This is a genomic window from Vallitalea okinawensis (genome assembly GCF_002964605.1).
Classification (GTDB): Bacteria; Bacillota; Clostridia; order Lachnospirales; family PQDH01; genus Vallitalea_A; species Vallitalea_A okinawensis.
On sequence record NZ_PQDH01000007.1, the window covers coordinates 23,451 to 50,127 of the forward strand.

Sequence of the window (26,677 nt, forward strand, 5' to 3'; positions counted from 1 at the left end):
TTATCATTCATTTTATATCTTTATTCTTCTCTCATCTCTTTTATTTTCTCATCATATTCTTTTATCTTGGCATATTCATTATCCCAGAAATCTTGTTTTCTCATGGAATCAATATAATCTTTACTATATCCAAATGGAACCCAATCCTTTTCTTTTTGCATAAACAGTTGTTCCTTCTTTTCTTCACTTCTAAAGTCAAACACATTATCTGTACCCGCTTTGCTAAATACATCTTTTTTCCAACGTTCTAGCACAAAATCTTCCGTCTCTAAGTAACGTTTCTCAAGATCTTCTAAAACAGATGAATAGCGGTCAAAACCATCTGTGGCAATGGTTACAACATTATCTTCAGGACCTAGCTTCAGATATTTAGCCATCTTAATAGCTCCTAAGATATTGCATATACCTGATACACCAAACTTATCCTTCAAGAATTCTGCAACTTTTCGATCCATACCAAGTTCAACTAAAACATCTGTACCATCATGGATGACTTTTAATCCTTTTACACAATCATCATCTTCTATTAACACTACGAAGTCTGTATTGAGTACATTATGAATAAGTGTACACATCTTATCCCCAATTCCTTCTATACGATGCTGTCCACGACCACCATTGGTTAGTGTTGAACATTCATAGGGCTCTAGGGCAGCTATTTTTGCTTCTGGGAATGCCTTTTTAATTTGATCACCTGCTGCAATTGTTCCAGCTGACCCAGGTGCCGAAGTAAAGCACGCTATACGCCCGTTACCAATACCTTTGACAGCTTCTACAGCTGAATTACCCGTTACATGACGATGGAAACGGTAGTTAGGTAAAAGCTCAAATTGTGCTAATGACTTATTATTCTTGTCTTTCATTAATTCATAGGTTCTTTCAAGTGTTAGGATAACGTCTGATTCAGTACCTGGAGTAAGATCCAATTGTGCACCATATTTTTGAATTCTTTCGTAACGCTCTTTGCTCATGTTATCAGGCATAATAACGATGGCATCATAGCCCATGAGATTACATATGTAGGATACCCCTATACCGAAATTACCTGTGGAAGGTCCAAGAATGGTATGTTCTCCTGGGAGAATTTTGCCATCAACACACCCTTCAATTAATGTGGCATATGCAGGTCCAACCTTATGTGAACCGGATGGAAAGTATTTACCTAACATCACCACAATATTGGCTTCAACCCCAGTTAATTCCTTAGGTAAAACAACTCTTTGGACTTGGTTATTTGAATCTTTCCAAGTAATATTAAATAAATTAATTGGATCTAATTCATCTTCTTTGCCTTTCAAAGCTTTCTTTTTAATATCTACATCTAAATTTCCTGGATTCAGCATCTCTTCATAAGTAGGTCCAAATGGTATATGTCTCATCTTATTTCCTCCTCTATATCATTAATTTCTTTAAAACCTCTATATCGGGTTCAATAGCTAGAGGTTTACCTGTTGCAGCCATGGCATTCTTTACATCTTTTAAACCATTACCAGTGACTATGATACAAACACTTTCATCACTTTTAATGATTCCAGAGTGAATAGCCTTTATAACCCCTGCCAAGCCTGCTATTCCAGCAGGTTCCCCAAAAATACCTTCTGTTGCTCCTAGGGTCTGCATAGCTTCAAGAATGGCTTTATCTGTAACTGTGATCCAAGTTCCTTCTGATTCTTTAACTGCATTTAATGCTTTAACTGGATTTCTTGGTACCCCAACGGAAATGCTATCTGCAATGGTATTCTCCTCTTCTGGTTCCAAGGGGCTCTCCCGGATAAAGGCCTTATAAAAAGGACTACATCCTTCTGCTTGAACACCTAATAATCTTGGTATTCTATCAATAATCCCGATTTGTAATAAATCAAAGAAGCCTTTATAGACACCGCCAATTGTACATCCATCTCCAACAGATACGGCTACCCAATCTGGTATTTGCCAATCTAGCTGTTCAGCTATTTCCAAGGCGACTGTCTTTTTCCCTTCAACTAAGTGAGGATTGATAGCAGCGTTACGATTGTACCAACCCCAATGTTCTATTGCTTGTTTGGAAAGTTCAAAGGTTGCTCTATAATCTCCCCTCACTGAGATAACTTTTGAACCATATATCAAGAGCTGAACTAACTTACCTTGGGGTGCTCTTTCTGGTACAAATATAACCGTTGATAAACCAAGTCTAGCTGCATTACCAGCTAGGGATGAAGCTGCATTGCCAGTAGAACTACAAGAGATGGTGTCTACACCTTCTTCTAAGGCTTTGATAACAGCTACTGCAGATGCCCTATCCTTTAACGACGCTGTCGGGTTAAGACCTTCATCCTTAATCATTAATTTATTTAACCCTATCTTCTTTGCTAATTGATTGGATTGATACAATGGAGTCCAACCAACTTGAAGTGTTTTACTTAGTTGATCATCTTTAATACTCATGACATCTTTGTATCGCCACATGGAATAATCTTTGTTGTTACTAAAAAAAGATTTGGTCATCACTTTTTTCAGCCGACCATAGTCATAAGCCACATCCAATATTCCCTTTTCACCACATGAAGGACATGTATAAAGGTTTTCATGGCTATCAAACTCTTTTTGACAGATCGTACATGTATAATTTTTGACATATTTCAAAAGCATCACCACACTTTAATGTATTTTAAATATTTTAGTATGATTAAAATTCAAAGGCAAAAAATAAGGTAATTTCACAACTTATGATTCAATCTTCTAAATATAAAAGGTATCACTTCATATATAGAAGCTCAGCGTATTGCACTATTGAATCAACTTAGAATAATAATGAAATTACCGACATTATTCTTTAATATCCACAAAACTAAAGGTATTCACATCAAATAATCCACAATCTGTCAACTTCAACTCTGGAATAACTGGTAAGGCTAAAAAAGCTAATGTTAAGAAAGGATCTATGGACGAACTAACCCCTTTATCCTTTGCTATCTTTTCCATCAATTCAATCTTTGCTTCTACTTCTTCTATAGGGGAATCTGTCATAAGCCCTCCTACCTCTAAAGGTAATGTCTGTAGTACTTGGCCATCAGAACATATGGTTATACCACCCTTTGTTCTTTTAAGCTCACTGACAGCTAAACGCATATCCTGGTCATTAACGCCAATGACAATAATATTATGAGAATCATGGGCAATGGTAAGGGCAACAGCTCCTTTTTTCAAACCATATCCTTCAACCAAACCTAATCCCACATTGCCTGTTCCTTTATGCCTTTCAATGACAGCTAATTTTAAAATATCAAGCTTTTCATGATAACGAAAAAGGCTATCTTCCACATCAACTTTCCTAGTTACTTTTTTTGTAATGATATTATCTTCAATTAGCTGAATGACTTTTGCAAAACCTGATTCTAATTGAATATCAAAGGATATATCATTAATATCATGTAAGTTAACAGTATCCATAATCCTTGGATCTGGAACGGTTTCTGTTTCAAAAAGTGCTTCATTATCTTTGGCGACCAGCTCACCTTTTTTAAAAACTTGATTAATGCTTACTGCTCTTAAATCTTGAAAAACTAATAAATCTGCTTCATAACCAGGAGCTATTGCACCTTTCCCTTTTAAGCCATAACATTCTGCAATATTCAATGTTGCCATTTGTATAGCAACGACAGGATCGATACCTTTCTCAATAGCTAACTTAACGTTATAATTGATATGTCCTTCTTTTTTTATATCAATTGGGTGTTTATCATCTGTACAAAATAGAATTCGTCGATTATTCCTGGGTGTTACGCCCCGTATAAGAGTTTTAAGATTCCTCGTTGCTGAACCTTCTCTGATATGCACGTACATCCCTTTGGCAACCTTTTCTTCTAATTCTTCCACTGATGTACATTCATGGTCTGTTTTAACCCCTGCTGTTATATACGCATTAAGGCTTTTTCCCTTAACATCTGGCGCATGCCCATCGATTAAGCGGTCTTTCATAAGTTCAAGCTTTTTATGCACTTTCGTATTCCCTAACATAACACCTGGGTAATTCATCATTTCGCCCAGTCCCAATACATGGGGATAGTCTTTAACTCTTTGCAAATCCTCAGCTAGTAGAACAGCTCCTGCATTTTCATAATCTGTAGAAGGTACACACGAAGGCAACATAATGTATACATCCAAAGGAAGCTTTTCACTAGCTTTAAGCATATAATCGATTCCCTTTAAACCACAGACGTTAGCTATCTCATGTGGATCAGCAATAACTGTTGTGGTTCCCTTTGGCATAACTGCCTTAGCAAATTGTGGTGGCGTCAGTAGAGAGGACTCTATATGGACATGACCATCAATGAATCCTGGACAAACAAATTGTCCATCAATATTGACTTCTTTTAACCCTTCATACTCTCCAATCCCAACAATAAGACCATCTTGAATAGCAATATCGCCTTTCTCAATCTGTCCATTAAAGACGTTTATAATCTGACAATTTTTTAGTACTAACTCAGCTTTTCGGTCTCCTCTTGCAATTCTAACTCTATCTATAGTTGACATTTTCGCCTCCTTACCTCTCCACCTATTTTCAAGAAGATAACATATGATCTTTCTAGAACTGTGGTGGTGTGATTGTTGAAATAAACTCTAATTGCTCATTCCCCGTGTTGATAATTTTATGTGGGATACTTGCAAAATAGTAAATCGTATCACCTTCTTGAAGAGTATATTCATCTTTACCAATTTTTATCCACATGGTCCCCTTTAACACGTGTATAACCTCTTCACCTTTATGTGAAAGGGGCTCCTCGCATGTAATAGCTCCTGGTTCAAGAGAAGCTAAGAACATTTCCATCTGCCTATTTAGATCTGGTGATAGCAGTTGATAACTTAAGTGTGAACCAGGAAACTTTAAACTTTGACGTTCTCCTTTTTTAACAACCCGATTATCGTTAACTTCATCCACAAAAAAATAGAAAACTGCAACTTCTAAGGCATCAGCTATTTTTCTTAATGAAGTAATTGAGGGTTCAGCCAATTCTCTTTCTACTTGACTTATGAATCCTGGTGTTAGTCCTGTCTTCAGTGCCAGTTCTTTCATACTCATATTGATTTCATTTCTTTTTTGTCTTATTTTTTCACCTAACATTACTATTCCTCCAGTATAACTGATACTGATCCCCTACCTTATTTCTTGAATAAAATAGTCCAGTAGATTCATTGAACAAGTTTTTCGATACTCTGCAGTAGACCTTTGATCATCAATAGGGGTAATACTGGATTCATATTGTTTTTTAATCCACTCCTTCTTTTCTTTGAGTTCTTGCAAAGAACAACCTATTAATTGATTTTCTATGCTGCGTTCTCTAACCACCTTGGGTCCAACAGCTCCAAAAGCTACTCTGAAGTCTTCTATAACATAATTTCTAACTGTCGCTACACCAGAAAAAGATACTTTTGAAATAGCATCTGCTTTTCTCCCTCCAACTTTTTTATAGAAACTAAAGCTGAAATCCGGTTCTTTTATTATGATCTCTCTTATTATTTCATTATTTTTTAATGAGGTTCTTCCTGGAGCTGTAATCAATTCTTCTATAGCTATACATCTTTCGTTACGACTACTTTCTAATACAACTTCAGCATCTAATAGATAAAGTGGTGGTAAAGAATCTCCAGCTGGTGAAGCGTTTCCCAGATTCCCACCAATAGTTCCTATATGCCTGATTGCAGGTGAAGCCATTAATGCTGCCGCTTCTTTAACAAGCTTCGGTACGTACTGGGAAGTCTTCAAGTTTTCCAAGGTAACATTAGCACCAATGTGTGTATATCCCTTCTCTCTTCTGATAAAATTGAGTTCATCCAGTCCAGATATGATGAGCACATCTTTTGAAAAGTAAGGTAAACAGCCACTCCAATTTCTTCTTTTAACCATCAGATCTGTTCCTCCTGCCATGATGGTCAAATCCCCATTGTTCAATAAATCCAAAGCTTCTTTATATGTTCTTGGAATAGTCCCTGCTACCAAAGTCCATCCCCTCTTTCTGAAGCAGTCTGTACTGCCTTAATAATCATGTTGTACCCTGTACAACGGCATAAGTTCCCAGACAGACCTTCTTTAATCTCTTCTTCTGATGGATGAGGATTTCTATGAAGTAAAGATTCGGAAGCCATGAGCATACCTGGTGTGCAAAAACCACACTGTACAGCGCCTTGCTCTTCATAAGCTTGCTTCAGAACTTTATACCTTTTCGTTTCAGAAAATCCTTCAATTGTTATAACTTCTTTTCCATTCAGGGTTCCAATAGGTGCGATACATGAATTGACGATCCTATGATTGATTAAAACTGCACACGCACCACATTCACCTTCTCCACAGCCTTCTTTCACACCTGTTAGCCCAAACTTTTCTCTTAGGACATCTAGTAATCTGGCTGTAGGGTTTTCTTCAATTGTGACTTCTTTACTGTTCAAAATGAATGTAATCTCAGCCATTTTTCATCAACTCCATTATATATTCAGGTGTTGCTGGTATTTTAGTGACTTTTCTATTTATTGCTGTCTCTATAGCTAAAGCTACTGCTGGGGCTCCCCCAACTAAAGTCAACTCTCCCACCCCTTTTGCCCCATAGGGTCCTAATGGGTATGGATTATCCATGATAATCGTCTCCATCTTTGCGCAATCACTTGCTGTAGGGATAATATAGTCTGTAACATTTTTTTGCTGCATACGCCCTTCTTTGTGGCTCATCACTTCCAACATGCCATAGCCAATGCCTTGCAATACACCACCATCGGCTTGACCTCTAACAATTCGCTCATCAATGGCTTTACCAATATCATAGACAGACCATATACCAACTACACTTACTTGATAGGTAACTGGATTAACCTCCACCTCAACAACATTAATTCCCCATGAGTAAGCTGGATAAGCATCGCCAATTAATCGATCTTCGTCCCATTCAATATATTCAGGTTGTTTATAACGCTTTTCTACAAGCACTACGTCCTCTTCTTCCCAGCGTTCCTTTAATTCTTTAGCTGCTCTTGCCACTAAACCTCCAACAATCATAGTGGTTCTCGAAGCGACTGTAGGTCCAGAATCAGGTACTAGGTCTGTATCAGGATTATCATAATTCACATGCTCAATAGGTAGCTCTAATATATTAGCAACTATCTTTCTCATTGTTGTTTTTATTCCTTGACCCATATCAACACATGCTACCAAAACACTAACTGTCCTATCTTTTTCTTTTCTCAAACGAACCAGTGCTTTGATATGCTTTTGTTCACCACTACCAGTGAAGCCGCAACCATGTAGGAACCATGACATACCAATGCCTTTAAAGATACCCTCCCTGGTATAAGCCTTGATTTTTTTATTGTAATCTGAAATCTCCATGGCTTTCTTAAGCATATCATCCATGATGATTGGATCTCTAAATTGACCACTGGTTGATGTTAAGTCACCTTGTTTAGCTAAATATTTTCTTCTAAGGACCAAAGGATCTATTTTTAGTTCCTTTGCAATATGATGGATGAACATCTCGATTGCAAATATCATCTGTGGAGCACCAAATCCCCTAAAAGCACCTGTTGGTACTGTATTGGTTTGATATACATCACCTGTAACTGACATATTATTAATGGTATAAGCTCCACTTGATGCTATCATGGCTCGTTGTAAAACTACACCAGATAACCCTTTATAAGCGCCTCCATCTAATGCAACATGGGCTTTGAGTCCATCTATCTCATTGTTCTCACCAATATAAGCTTCAAAGTCGATGACAGAAGGATGACGTTTGGTTGTAAACTCCATATCTTCTTCTCTGTCATAAATCAGTTTGATCGGTTTCTTTATTTTCTTTACTGCAACAGCCACTTGGCATGCTATATGAGAAGGAAATTCTTCTTTTCCACCAAATGCACCTCCGGTGGTTACTTGTTTCACGCGAACACCGTCTTCACCTTGATCTAATATCTGCATCACTGCATTCTTTACGTAATAAGGACACTGTATAGATCCAAGAATGGTTACCTTCCCCTCTTCATATAACCCGATAACACCTTGTGGTTCAATGTAGACATGTTCCTGATAACCTGTTTTGTAAGTGTAACGGATCTTGTTCTTTGCTTGAAGATAAATCTCTTTTGGCTTCCCCTTCTCAAATGCATAATGAATAACACTATTCTCCAAATCAAAGGCTGGCTTTTCCTCTTCATACACCACTTCAATCTTATTGATTAATTGATTAATAACTTCCTTATCAGGACCAACTACTAGGAGTATAGGCTCCCCATAATAGTTAACTCTCTCCTGTGCAAATACAGGCATATCTTCAAAGATGATTTTTACGTAATTTCGCCCTGGAATATCCGTATAATCAATAATATAGTAGCCTTCAGGCATAACAGGCTTCTTTATTTCAATAATCTTAGCTTTTGATGTTGTTGATCTTAGAGTTCTTGCATACAACATTTCTTCATAGAATATGTCATTTATGTACTTAGCTTCTCCAGCTATCTTCTCTGCATTGTCTACTTTATTAATAGAACAACTGATATCTGTCACAAGTTCACCTCCTATTTGAAATACACAAGTCATAGCATCAATGAAATATTGTGATAAATTGAGGTTAAATTAATATATAGCTCCTACCGGACACTTTGAAAGACATAGCTCACACCCAAAGCACTTCTCTTCATTAAAAGTGATCCGTCCTTCATAAGTAATAGCAAAGTAAGGACATATGCGCTCACATAATCGACAAGCGGTACACTTATCCAGATCCACTTGAGGTAGCTTAGGTGCATATCTTGTTTTTTGTTGTAACCCACATTCCATCACTTCTTCTACACTCTCAAACCCGTATTTCTCTAAAGCATTCGGTAAATCTTTTATGATCTTAGAATATAAATTTTTACCTTTAAGCATGGCTGCTGATAACATTTGGACTCCACTAGCTCCAGCCATTAAAAATTCAATAACATCATCAGCACTTTGCACACCACCGACACCAATAACCGTAAAGTCAGGCAATGCTTTTTTAATAGTATAAACAGTAGCTAAGGCGAGATTCTTAATTGCCGGTCCAGATGTCCAAGCAAAACCGCTATCATTTCCGTAAACAATAGCCCGCTTCTTCAAATCTATTTTCATTGTAGGTCCTAATGAATTTATGGCTGCAAGACCTGAAGCTCCTGCATCTCTCACAGCTTCTGCAAATAAAACAGGTTCAGGTATATGTGGACTGATTTTCATATACACCGGTTTTTCTGTATGCTTACGTATGGTCTTCACTGTTTCAGAAATTTTACTTAAATCTTTACCTACATAATGTGTTGATACTTCAAAGGCATCAGCAAAGGGATCCAATAGAGGAATCAAGATTTCCATATCCTCTTTTGTATAACCCACGCTGATAATCAATGGTGTACCAGTATTACGATCAAATCCTGGAAGAAATTCTTCTAACCACTTTTCTTTGGAATACTCTGACCACAGTTCACAGTTCATCACATAATCTTTTCCACCATATATACAAGGCCTTGGTACCCTTGCAGCTGTTGTAGAAATGGTTTTCGTAACAACAGCTCCAACCCCTTGATCTAACATAAAATTCAACTTCTCCAAATCACCAACAAGAGGACCTGATGCTGGCATTAAAGGGTTCTTTAAAACCAACCCATCAAATTTTGTTTCTAAATTCACTCTCCCACCTCACCTCAATTTATTTTTCAATAGCAACTAATATTTATCTCGCTCCACTAGTACTCCTTGTATGCTTGCCCCTTTATGTTAACCTCAATTATTCATCACTATTGTTTACTTTCTCCCACAAATTTATTGCTACCTCACTAGCTTCCTTATACCTCTCCTCTAAATCTTCATCAACTTGATAATCCTTTAGAAGTTGTTTCCCCATACACCATACATGTTTGGGTTTAAAGCTGTTAGCTAACCCAAAAAATAGATGCCCAAAAGCATTATTACCATCCATAGGCGTAGGAGGAATATATGGAATCATCAATAAATCAGCATCGTACCCTTCTTTTAATTTACCTATCTGAATCCCCATTGCTTGGTTCACATACTTATAATTATTTTGAATGATTTGTATAAGTGGCTCAAAACCAAATGCAGTAGGTGATTGATATCTTAGATGCATACTGTAATAAAGATTCAGCCATTCTGTCGTTATGCTACTGGCAATACCATCATTGCCGATCAAACACTTAATTCCCTTTTTATTGAGTAATAAATAATCAGGTAATCCAACCCCATTATTCATATTAGAAGTTACATTAAGAGCTACGTAAGCACCACTCTTAGTGATTAATTCCGCTTCTTCTTCATTAATATGAATACAATGTGAAAGTATAGAGTTTTCCTTCAATAATTGATGACGATGAAGCCTTTCAACAACACGCTCTCCATAATGTGCAAGGCAATCTTCTTGATCCATTTCGCTTTCTGCCACGTGTATATGTATAGGAATTTCACCTGAAGTTTCTCTAACTTTTTCTAATGTCTTATCAGATAAGGACATGGAAGCATGCAACCCAAATAATCCAATGCAATTTTTAGCCTTATGTGCTTGATTAAAATCAATATTCTCTTTAATACACTCATCTGTATCAAAACGGTCACTTGTTTCAAAACAGAATATTCCTCTCATTCCTATATCATCACAGACAGCCTTTTTAAGTGCATTAAGTGAGCCCTTGATGGCTAATCCACTAGCATGGTGGTCTATCAATGTAGTTACACCATTTTTGATATAGTCAACTCCGCTAACAAGCCCACTATAATAAATCTCCTCTAACTCCAACTGAGCATCTAATTTCCACCACAGCTGATCTAAGAGTTCTTGGAAATTAGTTGGATGAAACTGGAGACTTAGTCCCCTAGCAAATGTTGAATAGATATGGGTATGTGCTACAACAAGACTTGGCATAACAAGCTGATGAGTACCATCTATAATGTCATAATCATCATCTTTAAAATCACACATATCTCCAATGGTCTGGATCTTGTCATCAAATAGAATATAAGCATCTTCTCTATAATGATCAAAATCGTACATTCTTACATTAATCAGTGCATACATAATGTTAGTTCCTTCCTTCATAATCCGTTGTGGTGGCGTCATACCTCATCTCTTACATACTGACCACGACCACCAATTAACTCTTTGTCTTTCACTACGAAACAGCCACGACTAATGGTTGATTCTATGTCTCCACATACTTCATAACCTTGGTAAATGGAATAATCACATGATGAGTGATCTTCATTGATAACATGTTTTTTGGTTGGATCATAAATCACTATATCTGCATCTGCTCCCCTTTGTAATGTACCTTTCTTTGGATATAACCCGAATATTTTTGCAGGCTCTATAGTCATCTTATCAACAACTTTTTCTCCAAAAAGGCTATACATAATGTTAAAGGAATGTTCAACGCCACCAATCCCCATGGGTGTACCTATAAGCTTTTCTTGTTTCTTTTCAGCCTTCAAAAAAGGACAGTGATCAGTACCTATTGTATTAATATAATTAAAATTATCTTTTAATAAATTAACTTCTTCAACAGTTCGAAGAGGTGGTGCCATTGTAAATAAATAACCTTGATTTTCCTTAAATCTATCCGATGTTTGGGTGAAATAATGGGGGCAACTCTCTAAATATAAATTTTGATTCAGAATGTCTGGATAGTTCTCAAGTAATGCTTTTAGAGTCTTACCACTGCTCAAATGCACCATGTATAATCTTCCCTCTAACTCTTTAGTGAAACCTGCTAACTTAAGAGCCTCTTTCAATTCTGCATCTGTAGAACGACTAGTTAATAAATCTGCTACTCCATAAGCAGCATTTAAATTGATTAGATCATCACTCTCAATATGAGCTAATACTAAGAAATCATGTGTTTGTGTTAAACGAAGTAATTCTCTAATTTCACTATCGTAAGTTCTTCTATCTGAATCTGAATAAGTGGTAAATATTTTGACTGTGGGTAAATGCATTTTTTTCATTGCTTCAACAATGGCTACCACCTGATTGACAGGGTTCTTTAATGTTACATGAAAGGCATAATCAATAATGCTTTTTTCAGCCAATTGTTGACGACTATGAAATGCCTCCTTCAGCTCCCCAGCTTTTGATATAGGGTCTAAAAAATCAATAAAAGTTGTAATACCACCATAGGCAGCACTTACTGAACCAGAGTAAAAATCATCACAAGATGTAAAGTTACCTCCACCTAATTCAAAATGTACATGTGGATCAATAAAACCTGGGAATACTTTTTTACCATCTGCATCATAACTTTCTCTACTTTCAAGTATTTCCTTAGAGATTCTCTGTATTTTACCATCTTTAATATATAAATTTTTTTGGATATAATGCCCCTCAATATAAAGCTTACCATTTAGAATTCCTAAATCATACATCTACTTACCATCTCACTTTGTGTAGATTAATCTTTTCTCCTTAATCTGATATTTATGAATAACTTCACTTAAAGAATCTTGGCGCACGGATATGTATAGTTCGCAATTTTCTCCTAATAGTTCCTTAAAAATCTTATGGAAGCATTGATTATTTAATTCCAGTGGTCCGATTTCATCTAGATAAATAGGAGATACATTCTCTTTTCTCAATTGACGTAATGTTTTTTCTACCCACGTTATAGCATCATTTGAGAAACTATAGGGTCCAATTTCACAACATTCATGCCAATCAACTGCTAAATTATCCTTTCTTCGAACTATAGGTTGCCTTTGACCATTTGATAGTTGCATCACGTCATACCCTAAGACAATATTCCCTTTCATATTCTTATAGGATATAAACCCGTCTCCTCTACCTATATCCTTGTATAACTTCAGTAGTCTACTTGTTTTTCCCGAGTTTATTGAACCGGTTATTATGTTGACCATAGCCATTCCTTTTCAGACACCATCCTTCATATGTTTATGTCCCGTTTTATTATGATACACTGCTAAAATTTCTGCAGTAATGGATATTGCTATCTCTTCAGGGGTCCCACCACCTGTATCTAAGCCTATAGGTGAATAGAAATTAGATAAATCAACATCTTTACCAAAGTTATCATAGGTTTTTTCCAAGAAATCTTTTAGCTTAACTGGTGAACATAGCATCCCAATATACCGCGGCTCTAATTGTAGCTCTAGTACTTTATTAATCACGTTATAGTCATGCTTATGAGAAGGTGTACATACCACTACATAGCTTCCTTCTCTTAGACCTTCTTGATCGATGAATTCAGCATAAGATGCATGCACCTTTCTATCAGCACCTACAAAAGCTTCATATACTTTTTTACGACTATCTATTACAGTTACGTGAAAATCCATAGTCTTTAGTACCCTCGTTAATGCCTGCCCTACATGTCCTGCACCAAAAATATAGATGTGGGCTTTGACACCTATGTACTCGTAAAATAATGAGACCATTCCACCACATGCCATAGGCAACGTGGTGGCTTGCTCAACAATCTTACCTTCATTTAAAAGGTATTTTTCAAATATACTCTGCCTCTTCTTTAATAACTCCTTACACTTCTCCCTAGCAAAGTATTCAAGAGCACCACCGCCTACTGTACCAAAGGCCTCACCATTTTCTCCAACCAACATCTTCTTGCCAACCTCAACTGGTCCATCACCTGTTTTTTCAACAACAGTAACCACCATGCAAGGTCCCCCTGAGTTTTTCATCTTGATCAGTTCATCATATATTCTGTTCACATTTCCACTACTTTCTCTATAGACTGCCCAGCATGGTCCATTAACGAACTACCATACTAGATGGATTAATTGCATCTATTCTCCCTTTACTTGTTAATATAACTTTTTTCCATACAGTACGAATACTAAATTATTCATTTACCTATTTGCTTATTATTTCTTCTAGCTAAATTACAGTACACTTATTGGTGACTTATCCCCAAAGCAACGCCGAAAGCATGTAAGGGGTACTATGGAGTAGCGAGACAGGACGTCGAGTCCAGCTGTCAAAGACATGGACGTCTTCCCAGCTGGCGTAATAGTACCTCTTATATGCTTGACTCTAATTCTATTATCTTATTTGAACTAATATTATCTTTAAATCATATACTGTATCCCCAATGCTAAAGCTAATGCGATCACAGCATAGACCGGCTGCACTCCCCACTTTCTAACATCCAAACTCTTAGTTCTCCCCTCAATCCATAAAGCTCCTGCAACAATTAGTCCACTCATAACGCCGTTAACCACTATAAAGTTAATAGTCGCCAATGGTGTTGCCAAATATTTTGCTAAGTTTCCTGTAACCAAATATTGACCTAGCATATAGAGAATAAAGACCCCTCTCCATCCTACACTTACGCCAATGCTAGTCAAAACTTGTTTAGTTCTACTACTTCCAGTTAAAGCTGGATAAGCAACTGCTACTACTACTGCTTCTAACACAATAGAAAACATTGGATTAATCGTTTTAAAGATACTTAATCCTGGTAGTAAAAGATCAATTGACTTAATAGCTGCTGCAATGAATCCAATAACAATTAAAGCTGCTCTTGAATCTGTTGCTTTATAAGCTTTCACAAGAATAAAAGTGGCAATTGGAAACATAATTAGCCCTGAAATAGGTATTGGTATCAAGTGCAGAACATAACCTAAAGAGGCTTCTACTATCCCCCAGATGGCCCCAAAAAATACGATTTGAGATATTAATTTTATAAGTTTACTTTTTCCCATAATTATTCTCCTTTATTTTTTAGTAATTTTTATGCGTAATGTGTATCCTCATCTGACTTGTCATTTTCTTCTTGACGCTTTTGCAATAATCCCATTAAAACTTTTTCTGAAGTGATTGGCAGGGTCTGTATTCTTACTCCTACAGCATTATAAATGGCATTTGCAATAGCAGCTGGTGGCGTATCAATACCAATCTCTCCTACTGATTTCGCACCATAAGGTCCAGAATCTTCATAACTATCAGCAAACTCCACATGCATGTTTGTAATCTCTTTTCTTGTAGGTATGCGATAGTTCATCAAATTATTTGTGATCAACGTACCTTTTGAATTGTAATGAACTTCTTCATACATAGCCATCCCGATTCCCTGAACAAGACCACCTTCAACCTGCACTTTAGCTAATTTAGGATTAATGGTAGTACCACAATCTACAACTGCAACATAGTCCAACACATCAACTTTACCTGTTTCTGTATCCACCTCGACTTCAACAAAGCCAGCCATAAATGGTGGTGGTGACTTGGTCCCAACATAAGAATTAGTTGCCACTAATTGCTTGTGATCTTCATTATAATAAAGACGATTAGCTAACTGACTTAAAGTCATTATCTGATCACTATCGATAACCTTAATAACCTCTCCATCAAATGTGATATGATCTACATCCACGCTTAGTGCTTTAGCGCCTTCTTCCATAACCATCTGGCGCATATTGTCTGCAGCATTTTTGACAGCATTACCTGAAACATAGGTGGTACTGGAAGCATAGGCTCCTGTATCAAAAGGCGTTAAATCCGAATCAGAGGAATAAACGACTATCTTATCCAAATCAACTCCTAAACTCTCAGCAGCTATTTGTGCAAGAACTGTATCACTTCCCTGACCAATATCTGTTGCACCAATGAGTAAGTTATAAAATCCATCATCGTTTAACTTGATTATAGCTGATGCCATATCTATATTTGGAATGCCAGAGCCTTGCATAGCAATAGCCATTCCTATACCTTTTACTTTATGCTCCTCATCCTTTTGACATGGATATTTACCTTGCCACCCAATTAATTCTTTCCCCCTCGTCATACAATAGTCTAGTTTACAGCTATCCATATTCATCGCAGTACCTTCTGTGCCTTCTCCCATGATTTTAAAAATTGGAGATGTTTCACCTTCCCTAATCATGTTCTTCTCTCTAAATGAAGTAGGATCCATACCCAACTTTTCACATAACATATCAATGGCAGACTCTAAGGCATAATTACCTTGTATTGCACCATAGCCTCTAAAGGCTCCCCCAGGTGTATGATTCGTATAAACAACTTCACCATTGAAGCGTACAGAATCCACTTTATTGTAAAGTGGCAGTACTTTGGAACCGGCAACCATGAATACAGTTAAGGCATGCTCTCCGTATGCTCCTGTGTCAGAAAGGAGGTGCATATCAATCCCCTTGAGTTGCCCGTCTTTCGTTGCTCCTAATTTAATATCAAAACGCATTGGATGTCTAGAATAACTGGACTCAAAAACTTCTTTACGTGTATAAACAATCTTAGAAGGTTTACCTGTTTTTAGCGTAATTGCTGCTAATAACATTTCACCATGAACACACTGTTTCCCTCCAAATCCTCCTCCAACTCTTGGCTTGACGATCCTTATTTTACTTAACGGATAGCCTAATGCTTGTGAGACTATACGGCGCACATGTATAGGTGTCTGTGTGGACGAATAAATGACTAAACGCCCTTGATAATCAATTCTTGCATTGGCTGTATGGGGCTCTAGCATTACATGAGCCTGCGCATGGGTATAAAAAGACGACTCTAATAACACATCACAACCAGCCAATGTTTTATCGATATCACCGACATGCATGTTATAGGATGCCGCAACATTCTTTTTGGGTTCAAATCCAATAGGAAACATTTCATGTATTTCTGGCTCATTATGTACAATACTCTTATGACCGTAAGCCTTTTCAAAATCTAAAACTGGCTCCAAAACCTCATACTCAATATCAATTAAATCTAGTGCTTTCAAAGCTGTTTCAAGATCAATGGCAGCAACCACTGCTGCTTCGTCACCTACATGCCGTACATACTCATCTAGAATAAACTTATCATGTGGTGAAGGTTCTGGATAACCTTGCCCAGCTCTTGTAACAGGTCTTCTCTCAAAGTCTTTATAGGTGAGAACACACTCAACCCCTTCTAACGCCAGGGCTTTACTCGTATCTATATTGGTTATTCTAGCAAATGGATGAGGACTCCTTAGTACTTTTACTATGAGAGAATCTGGTGCAGCCAAATCATCCGCATAAGCTGGTTTACCCATCATTAAACCTTTACCATCAATTGATGGTACATCGGTATTTACACATCTCACACCGCCACCTCCAAATATGCTTTAATGGCTTTATGCTGACCTAAATAGCCTGAACATCTGCATAAATTGCCTACTAAATAAGCTCTGATTTCCTCGTCTGAAGGCTTGACTAACTCTTTCTTCATTGCATAAACTGTTAAGACTAAGGAAGGATGACAATAACCACACTGGTCAGCTCCTTCTTTACCAAAAAAGTCTGCGATGAGTTCTGCTTCCTTCTGTATCCCTTCAACTGTAGTAATCTCATGTCCATCTGCCTTTACGGTTAAATAAGTACATGAGGCTATAGGTGAATCGTCTAATAAAACAGTACAGACACCACAAGAAGAAGAGTCGCATCCTTTCTTAACACTTAGATAATTATTTTTTCTTAAGCTCTCCAGTAAATACTCATCAGGCTTTACATCAAGCTCTTTCTTATAGCCATTGATGGTTAATTGAACTCTCAACATCCCACCTCCTCTAATCCTCTTCTTACAAGCACTCTACATAGCTCTTGTCGGTATTCTTGTGATCCTCTAATATTTGAACCAAATGTTAATTCTTCTGCTGCTATATGAGCTCCCTCACGTATGACCTCATCAGTTATCTTGGGCTGTCTATTGAGATAATCCATAGCTGCTCCAGCTAATTTTGCAGAACCCGGTCTTGCACCTACTGCAACTTTGAATTGATTGCCAGTCTCTGATACAGCTATATTAAGAATGGGGAAGTCATTACTCGTCTTTTTCATGGAATAAAAATACCCTTTCCCAGTATTTTTATGTATGATTATCTTTAATAGGATGTCTTTTTGAAAGTCTTTTGAACTTAAAAAAGTATTTAAAGATATTTGCCCTTTTTTATAAAAAACTAACTCAGTATCGAGTACTAAAAGGGGTGTTATTAAGTCTGAAAACCCATACTTCCCAGCAATAGTTCCTCCAATTGTAGCTATATTTCTGATAGGTACTCCCATAATTGTGCCAATGCTTCTAGTTAAAATCCCATTATAATGAGATTTTAAGGATGCATTTTTCTCAAGCTGCCTTAAGGTTGTCATGCATCCGATTTCATATGCATCTTCTGTTTCAATAATTTCATCTAGTTTTAGGGGTGACAAATCAATAGCTGGGTCAACTTCTTTAGGTGATAGTTTGAGCCAAGCTCCACCTGCAATAATGGTTGCCCTTGAATTCGCAGTCAACAAGGTATAAGCTTCGTCAATAGAATCAACCTTATGGTAAGTTCTTATATTCACTTGTTAGCACTCTCCTCTCTACTCTTTTTTTTATAATCATATAATCATTGATTGTATCCACATCGTATAAAATCCCCTCATCTTCAACAGAGATACAACTTAGATTCTGTCGATCACGAAAGACTTTTAAGTTTGATGAAACCGGTTCCTTTATTAAGGCTGCTATGAGTTTTTTCTTAATAAAAATAGGATGTCCTTTTCTCCCATTATATGTGGGAATAACTATGTCCCCAGTCCCTCGTTTCAGTTTTTCACATGTCGATGAATGGATCATCGGATAATCACCAGGGGTTAAAAAAAAGTCATTTTCCATTTCTGCAACACCACGTTTAACAGAACTAAACATACCCCTGTCATAGTTTTCATTCTTAACTAGTTTGACTTTATCATACTCACGTACAAGCCTTTTCGTTTCTTCAAAATGATGTCCTCCAACAACTACTATTCTTTTGCAAAATGGATAGAAAGCTTCAATGTTTAAAGATAGAATAGACTGTTGGTTAATCATTAATGCCATCTTATTGGTTTTAGCTCGACTTGAATAGCCGCCAGCTAAAATAACTGCATCACATGTCATAATACCTAATAACTCCTTTCTCTCCCATATTGTCTTCTTCTACGATTTTTATGTACAACAAAAAATCCTCAATTAATAATCTTAATAGAAGTAAAATAAACTTTAAAACTGAAAGGGGTTATAGTCAATGATTCTGTAACATTTGTAGAATGAGATTAGTAAAGATTGATGTTAATATTATAGGGTGAAATATAAATAAGTTAGACCTGATTGCTGGTATAAGTTTGATTTGAGTTTAATGGAATTAAATTAAGTAAGATAGATGTTTAGTTTGAATAAATAAATGAAATATTAGTTTAGTGATATTAAATAATTTTAATTATATTATACATTCATAAGGTTATTTTTGTCAATTGTTTTAATCATTCCTCCTAAAAAATGTTATAGTTAACATACAAAAGTGTCTAATGCCACATTACTTTTATAAGCAAAACGCAATACTTTCCTACACTAAAAAAAGGGCGTATCGCCCTAAATATTTTTCATTTATTTATGAGATGCCCCCCGCTTTTTTAATCCTCTTTGTTATTATACATCTCAGCAGCATTGTATGAACTTCTTACTAATGGGTCAGATGCTACAAAGCTAAATCCAAGCTTAAGAGCTTCTTCCTTATACTTATTAAAAATTTCCGGATGGACATACTCTTTAACGGGGTAATGTTCTTTGCTAGGTGCTAAGTACTGCCCTATCGTTAAGAAATCACATCCTGCTTCTCTTAAATCCTTCAATACCTCTAACACTTCTTCTTGTCTTTCTCCAAGACCTACCATTATCCCTGATTTGGTAAATATCTTATTATCAACAGCCTTTATATTCTTTAGCAATTCCAAAGATCTTTTATAAATTGCCTCTGGCCGAACTTCATTGTATAGTCTTGGAATGGTTTCAATATTATGATTGATTATTTCTGGTTTAGCATCCACTATTTTTTTAAGAGCTTCTTTATTCCCCTGAAAGTCTGGTATCAGTACCTCAATAATAATTCTTTTCTGATATGATTTTATGGCTTCTATGACTTCAGCAAAGTGTCCTGCTCCCCCATCTGCTAGATCATCTCGTGTTACGGAAGTAATGACCACATGCTTTAGTCCAAGTTCTTTAACGGCTTTTGCAATATTCTCAGGTTCCTTTTGGTCAACCATCTCTAGGTGTCCATGGGATACGTTACAGAATTTGCAATGACGTGAACATTGGCTCCCCAAGATCATAAAAGTTGCAGTCCTTTTACTAAAGCATTCCATTCTATTAGGACAACTAGCTTCTTCACAGACGGTATTTAATGATAATCTTTCAAGTATCTCTTTCACAACATCTAAGCTTCGCCCTTTATTTAGATCTATTCTAAGCCATTCTGGTTTTCGTAAGACGTTCAAAACATTCCTCCTATTTTTGAATACTAAAATTTTTTTCATGATAATCACATTTAAACACTTTACAGAAGTATTCTAAAACAGATTTATATTCTTCATCAAAATCAACCTTTTTTCCTATTAAGTTCTCAACGGATGTTACACCTTTATCCCGGATACCACAGGGTATGATAAAATCAAAGTGATTCAAATTTGTACTAACATTAAAGGCAAAACCATGCATCGTAACGCCACGTTTAACAGCCAAACCAATTGCAGTAATCTTAGAATCACCAACCCATACACCAGTATGCTTTGGGTTTCTATAGGCACTCATATTATACTTATCACTCAATAAAGTAATAAAAACCTCTTCTAGATTCTCGACAAACTGTCTTAGAGTCCTCTTTGATTCTCTTAAATTGAATATAGGATAGCCAACTATTTGACCAGGTCCGTGGTATGTCACATCTCCTCCTCTATTGGCTTCAAAAATCTTTATGCCATTGTTCTCCAGCATGTTTTTTGCACCAATAATGTGTGACCTATCTGCTTGCCTTCCTAAGGTTATAACAGGTGGATGTTCTACCAGAATTAATGTATCATCAATCCTATTATCTTGTCTTTTTTTTAATGTTTCCCATTGAATTTCTAAAGCCTTATTGTATGGACATCTTCCCAAATTTAATACATTTAAATTCATCTAACACCACCTCCTCATTGGCACTTTAATACAACATTAACTTTCACTTTTACAAAATTCTTCGTATTCTTTTGATTTCATTAAACCATCAAGCTCAGTATCATCTGACATTTCTAGAGCCAGTATCCAGCTTTCATATGGCTTTTCATTAAGAAGTTCTGGAGAATCTTCAAGTTCATCATTAATTTCTACTACTTTACCTGAAAGAGGTGAATAGGAGTCTGAAGCAGCTTTTACTGATTCTATTACTCCATAAACATCTCCAGCACTTAACTCATCATCAACTTCAGGCATTTCAATAAAAACAATCCCTCCTAAAGCATCTTGTGCATAGTCAGTGATACCTATAAAAGCTTTTGCTCCTTCAACCTTGATCCACTCATGATCCTTTGAATAATAAAGTCCTTCTAATATTTTCATTGTAACTCCTCCTATATTTTTTATTATTGCTTTAAAGCATTAAATAAATTACCTTGGTTTATAAACTCTCTTTTTCTCTTTAACTTTGAAACATAAAAAAGAGAACATAAAGGCATTGCAAAGCAAAACACCATTATATTCTCTGTCTTCTAACCTGAGAGTTTCTACACTACTATCAATTTTAGCCATAATAGTGTATTTCACCTTCGGCGCCGGTGTACCGGGCTCTCCAGAGTTCCATCAAATAGCACTACTTTTGCCTGAAAGTTTCTATAATAAGTCTGGTAGTCTTTTATATTGCTTCTTCGGCTTCTTAAAAAGATATCTCATGCCATCATCACTTGGTCATATTAATTTTGAATATATTTCTTAGATATTTTTATCATATAACACTTTTCTTAAAATTACAATAATGAATAATGATAATTTTGCATTATTCGATTAATTCCTTGAATGACCCCTGCCTTGGCAGGGACAGTTGTTTGAATCACTTACTAACCTACTTTATTTTCCAGTTCCTCTAGAATAGCTATATACTTCTCCTGTACTTTGTTATCAGTAGCTGTCATTTCAATTTTCTTAGATTCTTTTTCTATTCTATCAAGGATTTCAGTGGATAATTGCTTCTCACCAAGGGGATAAATAAGATTGTCTTCTTTATCAATATGACGATATAATAAGTGTGTATAAGAAATACTATTAGCAATGACATCTAACTTAGCTTCTTCATTGCCATCCTCTACTTCTTTCACAGCCGCTTCTAAGTTTTGCATGTATAATCGACCTTGGTCATGCTCTACTAACATGCCTGTTACAGGACCTAACCTATTTTCTTCATTAAGGTTTATTTTCAATTCTTTAAATAATAGTTCCTCTTCTTTACTATGATGATGTTTATCGGCATAATTTCTTACAAAGTCAATTACTTTATAAAAATCTTTATAATCTACTTCTTCATGATTTAATATCTTCATGCATACTTTTCTTACTACTTTAAGCATTCTTAGAATATATTGATGTTCTTCCATCATAATTTTTATTGATTCCATAGGATCATCCCTTCGTTTTTAAAATCAATTTATCTTTTATAGTATTAGCCTTATGTATCGTTTCATATTCCATTTATCAATCGGCTATATTATAAAGTATATGGGAGAATCATATGAATTTCAGTAACCCATGTTACATCTATAAGTTTACACCTCTTCTCTCTAAATAAACTGTTTGATCTAAACTTGTATCATTGTCCCCTTATTACGCGTAGATATTCATTCTTCCTCCTCTAACAAAACCACAAAGCTGCATGTTAAGTTCTCTAGCCATATCTATGGCTCTATCAGTGGGTGCAGATCTTGAAGCAAGAATAGGAATCCTCCATTTAGCGACTTTTTTAATAATTCCAGAAGATACTCTACATGAAGTTAGTATCATCTTATCCTGAAGGTTAACGTCTTCTAATAATGCCTTTCCTATCACTTTATCAACGGCATTATGTCTCCCGATATCTTCTCTAAATATAAGTATCTTATTTTGATCACACAAGGCACAACTATGAACTCCTCCAGTCTCCATAAAAAGCTGGGACTTTGAATCAAATATCTTCATCAACTCAATAACTTGTTGAGGTGCATAATAAATAGTCGTTGTATTTAAGACTGTTTTATCTATAGGATTGATGGTAAATTCTTCAGATAGTTGGACATAAGCCTTTCCATCCTTATAATCAACCTCAATGCCAATAATTTGTGTCTTAGAACTAATTAATTCATTTGAAAGCATATAACCAAGAGTTAATTCTTTCAAAAATTCTGGTGTACATGGTAGCTCAATAAAGGTTTTTTGATTGATAATTATATTCAGTATATATTCTGTTATAATCCTATCTTCAGTATTTATCAAGTTCCCATTATGATATTGCTGTATCCTATATTGTTTGGTGGCTTTCATATTGATCTACATCCTTTTACTCAGTATAGCTGAAAATTTATCTAAGTCTTTTTTATTATTAAGATTAATAAACATTTCCCAATGAGGACTAAAAAACCTTGCTTCTTTTTCTTTAATATAGATACAGTCCATATTTTTTACTAAATCAAATATTGATTTGTTATTACTTAACAAATAACATTCAATAGCATTTATTAATCTTTTTGAATAGAAAGCATTAAAAGGCTCTATCCATTCTCTGTATCGTGTTATACATGCATCAACCTCTCTTATTTCTAGTTTTCTTTTCATATATGTAATATAATCCAAATTGATGATTGGCATGTCACACGCAATAACGTAAACATAGTGACTGGATGCATGTATTAATCCACTATGTATGCCACATAAAGGTCCCTGACTTTTAATCTGATCACTGACTATTTTACAGGATGAGTTTTTATAATACTCGGGGGTATTTGTTACAATAATAATATCGCTAAATGCGTTCTTTAGTTGCTCTGCGAGATAATTAATAATAGATGTTTTATTGATGTATAGTAATTGTTTATCAAATCCCATTCGAGTACTTTCTCCACCTGCCAAAATGACTGCTGAATCAAATCTATTCATGAATAGTCTCAGCCTCCTATACTACCCTCCATTATGATCAATCTTTTCTATTCTAACTGCACATACTTTAAGTTCTGGGATTTTTGCAATAGGATCCAATACTGAATTGGTTAGATAATTAGCTGCTCCATCAGCAAAGTGAAAGGGCATAAAAACAACCTCTTCATCAACGATATCCTTTATTTTAACACTGGTAGTAATTTGCCCCCGTCTAGAAATCACTTTAACCAATTCTCCATCTATAACACCTAAATCTTTTGCCGTTAATGGATTTACCTCTATGAAAGATTCAGGTGAAAGTTGATTTAATCCCTCTACCCTACCAGTCATTGTTCTTGAGTGAAAATGATATAGTAATCTACCTGTAGTAAGAATGTATGGATAATCTGCATCAGGTAACTCTGCACTTTCAACATAGCGTGCTGGCTTAAACAATCCTTTGCCTCTTGAACACTTTCCCTTATGCAAATACTTGGTACCTTCATGATCATTGGTCCCACATGGCCATTGGATACCTTCTCTCTTAATACGTTGATAACTTATTCCACCATATTGAGGCGTTAGTGAAGCAATTTCATTCATGATATCAGAAGGTCCTCCATAGGACTCTTTGTATCCGCATTCATTCATTAACCTCATTATGATTTCCCAATCTGCTTTGGAATCACCAATAGGTTCGATTGCCTTTCTTACCCTTTGAATTCTTCTCTCGGTATTAGTAAATGTACCATCTTTCTCCGCAAATGATGCCGCAGGTAGAACTACATCTGCATAATCAGTCGTCTCATTCAAAAATATATCTTGCACCACTATAAAATCTATTTTTTTTAGGGCTTTTTTTACATGGTTTAAATCCGGATCAGATACCATTGGATTTTCACCCATTATATATAAAAACTTCAACCTGCCTGCCTCACCCGCTTTTATCATTTCCGTAACTGTTAATCCTACTTCTGATGATAACTTAGCATTCCATTTATCTTCAAATTTCTTAATAACATCAGACCTGAATACTTTTTGATAGCCTGGTAAATCACTAGGCAGGGCGCCAAGGTCGCAGGCACCTTGAACATTATTCTGTCCTCGCAATGGATTAACCCCACATGATTCTTTACCGATATTACCACAGAGTAATGCTAGATTTGATATACTCATTACCCCTTGAGTTCCTGTAGTATGCTGTGTTACACCCATGGAATAAAAAATGCTTGCCTTTTCTGCTTGACTATACATCCTTGCTGCTTTTCTAATATCCTCCGCATGAACACCACATATCTTTGCCACTCTTTCAGGATTATACTCTCTTATAATGCTTAGAAGCTCTTCGTAATTCTCAGTACGCTCTTTGATATAGTCCATATCTTGTAATCCTTCATCAATGATGACATGCATCATACCATTGTATAGAGCCACATTAGTTCCAGGTTGAAGTTGAATGAAAACTTCTGCCTCCTGTGCTAATGTGATACGTCTTGGTTCAGCAACTATAATCTTAGCCCCTTTTGCCTTTGCCTGCCGCATAAAAGCCCCTATAATTGGATGAGTTTCAGTTGTGTTAGAACCTGTAACAAATATCACTTCAGCCCCTAATACTTCTTGAATACTATTAGTCATGGCACCGCTACCTAAAGTTGTCGCCAGTCCAGTAACTGTTGATGCATGACATAAACGAGCACAGTGGTCAACATTATTTGATCCAAAAACTACTCTTACCATCTTTTGAAATAAATAATTTTCTTCATTGGTCACCCTAGCAGAAGAGAAGCCACCTAATGCATCGGGTCCATGCTTAGCTTTTATTGCTTTAATCTGAGACGTTATTAACTTAAGTGCTTCATCCCATGAAGCTTCTACAAGCTTACCTTCTTTTCGTATAAGAGGGGTTTTTAATCGGTCAGGATGATTAATAAATCGATGTCCGAATTTGCCTTTTACACATAATAGTCCATTATTAGGCAAACCTTGTGTAGGGTCTACTCCCAATATTCGGTTATCTCTTACTACAAGCTCCATTTGACAACCTACTCCACAATAAGGACAGGTGGTTTTAACTTTTTTTTCAACTTCCCAAGTCCTATACTTTTCTTTTGATTTTGGCATTAAGGCACCAACAGGACATACAGATACACAGTTACCACAAGATACGCAACTTGAATGAGCAATCTCCTCTCCAAAGGGAGGCGTCACATTGTTTTTAAATCCTTTCTCATCAAACCCAATTGCGCCAACACATTGCAATTCATTACATACTCTGACACATCTACCACAGAGAATACATTTGTTTTGATCCCTATAAAAGAATTGATTAGAACTGTCCAGTGGATAATCTTTAACTTCTCCCCCTTTAAACCTCGTATCTTTAACATCGTATTCATAACAATAATCTTGTAATTGACACCCTCCAGCTTTTTCACATGTCATACAGTCTAATGGGTGATTAGCTAATAAAAGCTCTAATACAAGCTTCCTAGCGTTGATCACTCTGTCAGTATTGGTTTTAACAATCATCCCTTCAGAAACTAGTGTCCCACATGAAGGGGCAAGTTTTTTTCTGCCCTCTATTTCTACAACACAGATTCTACATGAAGCTCCTTTCCCTTCATCTAATGACTCAAGGTAACATAATGTAGGTATTTTTATAGCCAACCTTTTTGCAACATCTAATATTGTACTCCCCTCAGGTACCTCTACTACTTGCTGATCTATGGTCATTCTAACCATCC

At 36.1% G+C, this 26,677-nt stretch carries 24 protein-coding genes and 1 riboswitch; all 24 genes read right to left on the reverse strand.

Annotated elements, in window-relative coordinates; translation table 11 throughout:
- Positions 1 to 20: 20 nt before the first annotated feature.
- Positions 21 to 1,379 (reverse strand): PLP-dependent cysteine synthase family protein, encoded by a 1,359-nt coding sequence (locus C1Y58_RS17620; protein WP_105617442.1) that lies wholly within the window; start codon positions 1,377 to 1,379, stop codon positions 21 to 23.
- Between the two features lie 13 nt (positions 1,380 to 1,392).
- Positions 1,393 to 2,622 (reverse strand): threonine synthase, encoded by a 1,230-nt coding sequence (gene thrC, locus C1Y58_RS17625; protein ID WP_242985421.1) that lies wholly within the window; start codon positions 2,620 to 2,622, stop codon positions 1,393 to 1,395.
- Positions 2,623 to 2,805: 183 nt separating this feature from the next.
- On the reverse strand, positions 2,806 to 4,515 hold the full coding sequence (ade, locus tag C1Y58_RS17630) for an adenine deaminase (RefSeq protein WP_105617445.1): 1,710 nt from the start codon (positions 4,513 to 4,515) through the stop codon (positions 2,806 to 2,808).
- Positions 4,516 to 4,567: 52 nt separating this feature from the next.
- A complete protein-coding gene (locus C1Y58_RS17635) occupies positions 4,568 to 5,104 on the reverse strand; it encodes a cupin domain-containing protein (protein WP_105617447.1) in 537 nt (178 codons plus the stop codon).
- A 33-nt stretch (positions 5,105 to 5,137) separates the two neighbouring features.
- A complete protein-coding gene (locus C1Y58_RS17640; protein ID WP_105617448.1) occupies positions 5,138 to 5,980 on the reverse strand; it encodes an FAD binding domain-containing protein in 843 nt (280 codons plus the stop codon).
- Positions 5,974 to 6,447 carry a (2Fe-2S)-binding protein gene (locus C1Y58_RS17645; protein WP_105617450.1) on the reverse strand — a complete coding sequence of 158 codons (474 nt, stop codon included), beginning with the start codon at positions 6,445 to 6,447 and terminating at the stop codon, positions 5,974 to 5,976. The genes C1Y58_RS17640 and C1Y58_RS17645 overlap by 7 nt, the downstream gene beginning before the upstream one ends.
- The gene (locus tag C1Y58_RS17650; RefSeq protein ID WP_330404449.1) at positions 6,440 to 8,530 is read right to left on the reverse strand and encodes a xanthine dehydrogenase family protein molybdopterin-binding subunit; all 2,091 of its coding nucleotides are present in this window, start codon (positions 8,528 to 8,530) and stop codon (positions 6,440 to 6,442) included. Before C1Y58_RS17650 ends, C1Y58_RS17645 begins: the two co-directional genes overlap by 8 nt.
- Positions 8,531 to 8,599: 69 nt before the next feature.
- Positions 8,600 to 9,670 (reverse strand): 4Fe-4S binding protein, encoded by a 1,071-nt coding sequence (locus C1Y58_RS17655; protein ID WP_105617452.1) that lies wholly within the window; start codon positions 9,668 to 9,670, stop codon positions 8,600 to 8,602.
- A 97-nt stretch (positions 9,671 to 9,767) separates the two neighbouring features.
- A complete protein-coding gene (locus tag C1Y58_RS17660) occupies positions 9,768 to 11,111 on the reverse strand; it encodes an amidohydrolase family protein (RefSeq protein WP_242985422.1) in 1,344 nt (447 codons plus the stop codon).
- Entirely contained in the window at positions 11,108 to 12,412 is a 1,305-nt protein-coding gene (locus tag C1Y58_RS17665) for a dihydroorotase (RefSeq protein ID WP_105617454.1), read from the reverse strand. The genes C1Y58_RS17660 and C1Y58_RS17665 overlap by 4 nt, the downstream gene beginning before the upstream one ends.
- A 12-nt stretch (positions 12,413 to 12,424) precedes the next feature.
- Positions 12,425 to 12,901, reverse strand: coding sequence for a nucleoside-triphosphatase (locus tag C1Y58_RS17670; protein ID WP_157950185.1), 477 nt, complete (start codon positions 12,899 to 12,901; stop codon positions 12,425 to 12,427).
- Between the two features lie 12 nt (positions 12,902 to 12,913).
- Positions 12,914 to 13,699 carry an XdhC family protein gene (locus C1Y58_RS17675; RefSeq protein ID WP_278286134.1) on the reverse strand — a complete coding sequence of 262 codons (786 nt, stop codon included), beginning with the start codon at positions 13,697 to 13,699 and terminating at the stop codon, positions 12,914 to 12,916.
- Between the two features lie 387 nt (positions 13,700 to 14,086).
- Complete coding sequence (locus C1Y58_RS17680) at positions 14,087 to 14,722, reverse strand: hypothetical protein (protein WP_105617459.1); 636 nt, start codon at positions 14,720 to 14,722, stop codon at positions 14,087 to 14,089.
- 29 nt (positions 14,723 to 14,751) lie between these two features.
- Positions 14,752 to 17,103: a xanthine dehydrogenase family protein molybdopterin-binding subunit gene (locus C1Y58_RS17685; RefSeq protein ID WP_330404451.1), complete on the reverse strand. Its 2,352-nt coding sequence runs from the start codon at positions 17,101 to 17,103 to the stop codon at positions 14,752 to 14,754.
- Positions 17,100 to 17,555: a (2Fe-2S)-binding protein gene (locus tag C1Y58_RS17690; protein WP_408646601.1), complete on the reverse strand. Its 456-nt coding sequence runs from the start codon at positions 17,553 to 17,555 to the stop codon at positions 17,100 to 17,102. Before C1Y58_RS17690 ends, C1Y58_RS17685 begins: the two co-directional genes overlap by 4 nt.
- Positions 17,549 to 18,343, reverse strand: coding sequence for an FAD binding domain-containing protein (locus C1Y58_RS17695; RefSeq protein ID WP_105617461.1), 795 nt, complete (start codon positions 18,341 to 18,343; stop codon positions 17,549 to 17,551). The genes C1Y58_RS17690 and C1Y58_RS17695 overlap by 7 nt, the downstream gene beginning before the upstream one ends.
- A complete protein-coding gene (locus C1Y58_RS17700) occupies positions 18,321 to 18,920 on the reverse strand; it encodes a nucleotidyltransferase family protein (protein ID WP_105617463.1) in 600 nt (199 codons plus the stop codon). The genes C1Y58_RS17695 and C1Y58_RS17700 overlap by 23 nt, the downstream gene beginning before the upstream one ends.
- A gap of 512 nt (positions 18,921 to 19,432) precedes the next feature.
- Entirely contained in the window at positions 19,433 to 20,296 is an 864-nt protein-coding gene (gene lipA / locus C1Y58_RS17705) for a lipoyl synthase (RefSeq protein WP_242985423.1), read from the reverse strand.
- 10 nt (positions 20,297 to 20,306) lie between these two features.
- Complete coding sequence (gene lipB / locus C1Y58_RS17710) at positions 20,307 to 20,975, reverse strand: lipoyl(octanoyl) transferase LipB (protein ID WP_105617465.1); 669 nt, start codon at positions 20,973 to 20,975, stop codon at positions 20,307 to 20,309.
- A 36-nt stretch (positions 20,976 to 21,011) separates the two neighbouring features.
- Positions 21,012 to 21,395, reverse strand: a complete 384-nt coding sequence (gene gcvH / locus C1Y58_RS17715; protein ID WP_105617467.1) for a glycine cleavage system protein GcvH — start codon at positions 21,393 to 21,395, stop codon at positions 21,012 to 21,014.
- A 132-nt stretch (positions 21,396 to 21,527) separates the two neighbouring features.
- A riboswitch (glycine riboswitch) is annotated at positions 21,528 to 21,638 on the reverse strand.
- A 251-nt stretch (positions 21,639 to 21,889) separates the two neighbouring features.
- On the reverse strand, positions 21,890 to 22,444 hold the full coding sequence (locus C1Y58_RS17720) for a hemerythrin domain-containing protein (protein ID WP_105617468.1): 555 nt from the start codon (positions 22,442 to 22,444) through the stop codon (positions 21,890 to 21,892).
- A 205-nt stretch (positions 22,445 to 22,649) separates the two neighbouring features.
- Positions 22,650 to 23,342: a formate dehydrogenase accessory sulfurtransferase FdhD gene (gene fdhD, locus C1Y58_RS17725; RefSeq protein ID WP_105617470.1), complete on the reverse strand. Its 693-nt coding sequence runs from the start codon at positions 23,340 to 23,342 to the stop codon at positions 22,650 to 22,652.
- A 6-nt stretch (positions 23,343 to 23,348) separates the two neighbouring features.
- Positions 23,349 to 23,954, reverse strand: coding sequence for a molybdenum cofactor guanylyltransferase (gene mobA / locus C1Y58_RS17730; protein ID WP_105617471.1), 606 nt, complete (start codon positions 23,952 to 23,954; stop codon positions 23,349 to 23,351).
- Positions 23,955 to 23,975: 21 nt separating this feature from the next.
- Positions 23,976 to 26,675: a formate dehydrogenase subunit alpha gene (fdhF, locus tag C1Y58_RS17735; protein WP_105617473.1), complete on the reverse strand. Its 2,700-nt coding sequence runs from the start codon at positions 26,673 to 26,675 to the stop codon at positions 23,976 to 23,978.
- Positions 26,676 to 26,677: the final 2 nt, after the last annotated feature.

What these genes read in the sequence shown, in the direction of transcription:
- C1Y58_RS17620 (WP_105617442.1), bottom strand. Translation starts at nt 1,379, where the DNA reads ATGAGACATATACCATTTGGACCTACTTATGAAGAGATGCTGAATCCA.
- ade (WP_105617445.1), bottom strand. Translation starts at nt 4,515, where the DNA reads ATGTCAACTATAGATAGAGTTAGAATTGCAAGAGGAGACCGAAAAGCT.
- C1Y58_RS17635 (WP_105617447.1), bottom strand. Translation starts at nt 5,104, where the DNA reads ATGTTAGGTGAAAAAATAAGACAAAAAAGAAATGAAATCAATATGAGT.
- C1Y58_RS17645 (WP_105617450.1), bottom strand. Translation starts at nt 6,447, where the DNA reads ATGGCTGAGATTACATTCATTTTGAACAGTAAAGAAGTCACAATTGAA.
- C1Y58_RS17660 (WP_242985422.1), bottom strand. Translation starts at nt 11,111, where the DNA reads ATGACGCCACCACAACGGATTATGAAGGAAGGAACTAACATTATGTAT.
- C1Y58_RS17665 (WP_105617454.1), bottom strand. Translation starts at nt 12,412, where the DNA reads ATGTATGATTTAGGAATTCTAAATGGTAAGCTTTATATTGAGGGGCAT.
- C1Y58_RS17670 (WP_157950185.1), bottom strand. Translation starts at nt 12,901, where the DNA reads ATGGTCAACATAATAACCGGTTCAATAAACTCGGGAAAAACAAGTAGA.
- C1Y58_RS17675 (WP_278286134.1), bottom strand. Translation starts at nt 13,699, where the DNA reads ATGAAAAACTCAGGGGGACCTTGCATGGTGGTTACTGTTGTTGAAAAA.
- C1Y58_RS17680 (WP_105617459.1), bottom strand. Translation starts at nt 14,722, where the DNA reads ATGGGAAAAAGTAAACTTATAAAATTAATATCTCAAATCGTATTTTTT.
- C1Y58_RS17690 (WP_408646601.1), bottom strand. Translation starts at nt 17,555, where the DNA reads ATGTTGAGAGTTCAATTAACCATCAATGGCTATAAGAAAGAGCTTGAT.
- C1Y58_RS17700 (WP_105617463.1), bottom strand. Translation starts at nt 18,920, where the DNA reads ATGACATGTGATGCAGTTATTTTAGCTGGCGGCTATTCAAGTCGAGCT.
- lipB (WP_105617465.1), bottom strand. Translation starts at nt 20,975, where the DNA reads ATGAATTTAAATGTATTAAATTTGGGAAGATGTCCATACAATAAGGCT.
- gcvH (WP_105617467.1), bottom strand. Translation starts at nt 21,395, where the DNA reads ATGAAAATATTAGAAGGACTTTATTATTCAAAGGATCATGAGTGGATC.
- C1Y58_RS17720 (WP_105617468.1), bottom strand. Translation starts at nt 22,444, where the DNA reads ATGGAATCAATAAAAATTATGATGGAAGAACATCAATATATTCTAAGA.
- fdhD (WP_105617470.1), bottom strand. Translation starts at nt 23,342, where the DNA reads ATGAAAGCCACCAAACAATATAGGATACAGCAATATCATAATGGGAAC.
- mobA (WP_105617471.1), bottom strand. Translation starts at nt 23,954, where the DNA reads ATGAATAGATTTGATTCAGCAGTCATTTTGGCAGGTGGAGAAAGTACT.
- fdhF (WP_105617473.1), bottom strand. Translation starts at nt 26,675, where the DNA reads ATGGTTAGAATGACCATAGATCAGCAAGTAGTAGAGGTACCTGAGGGG.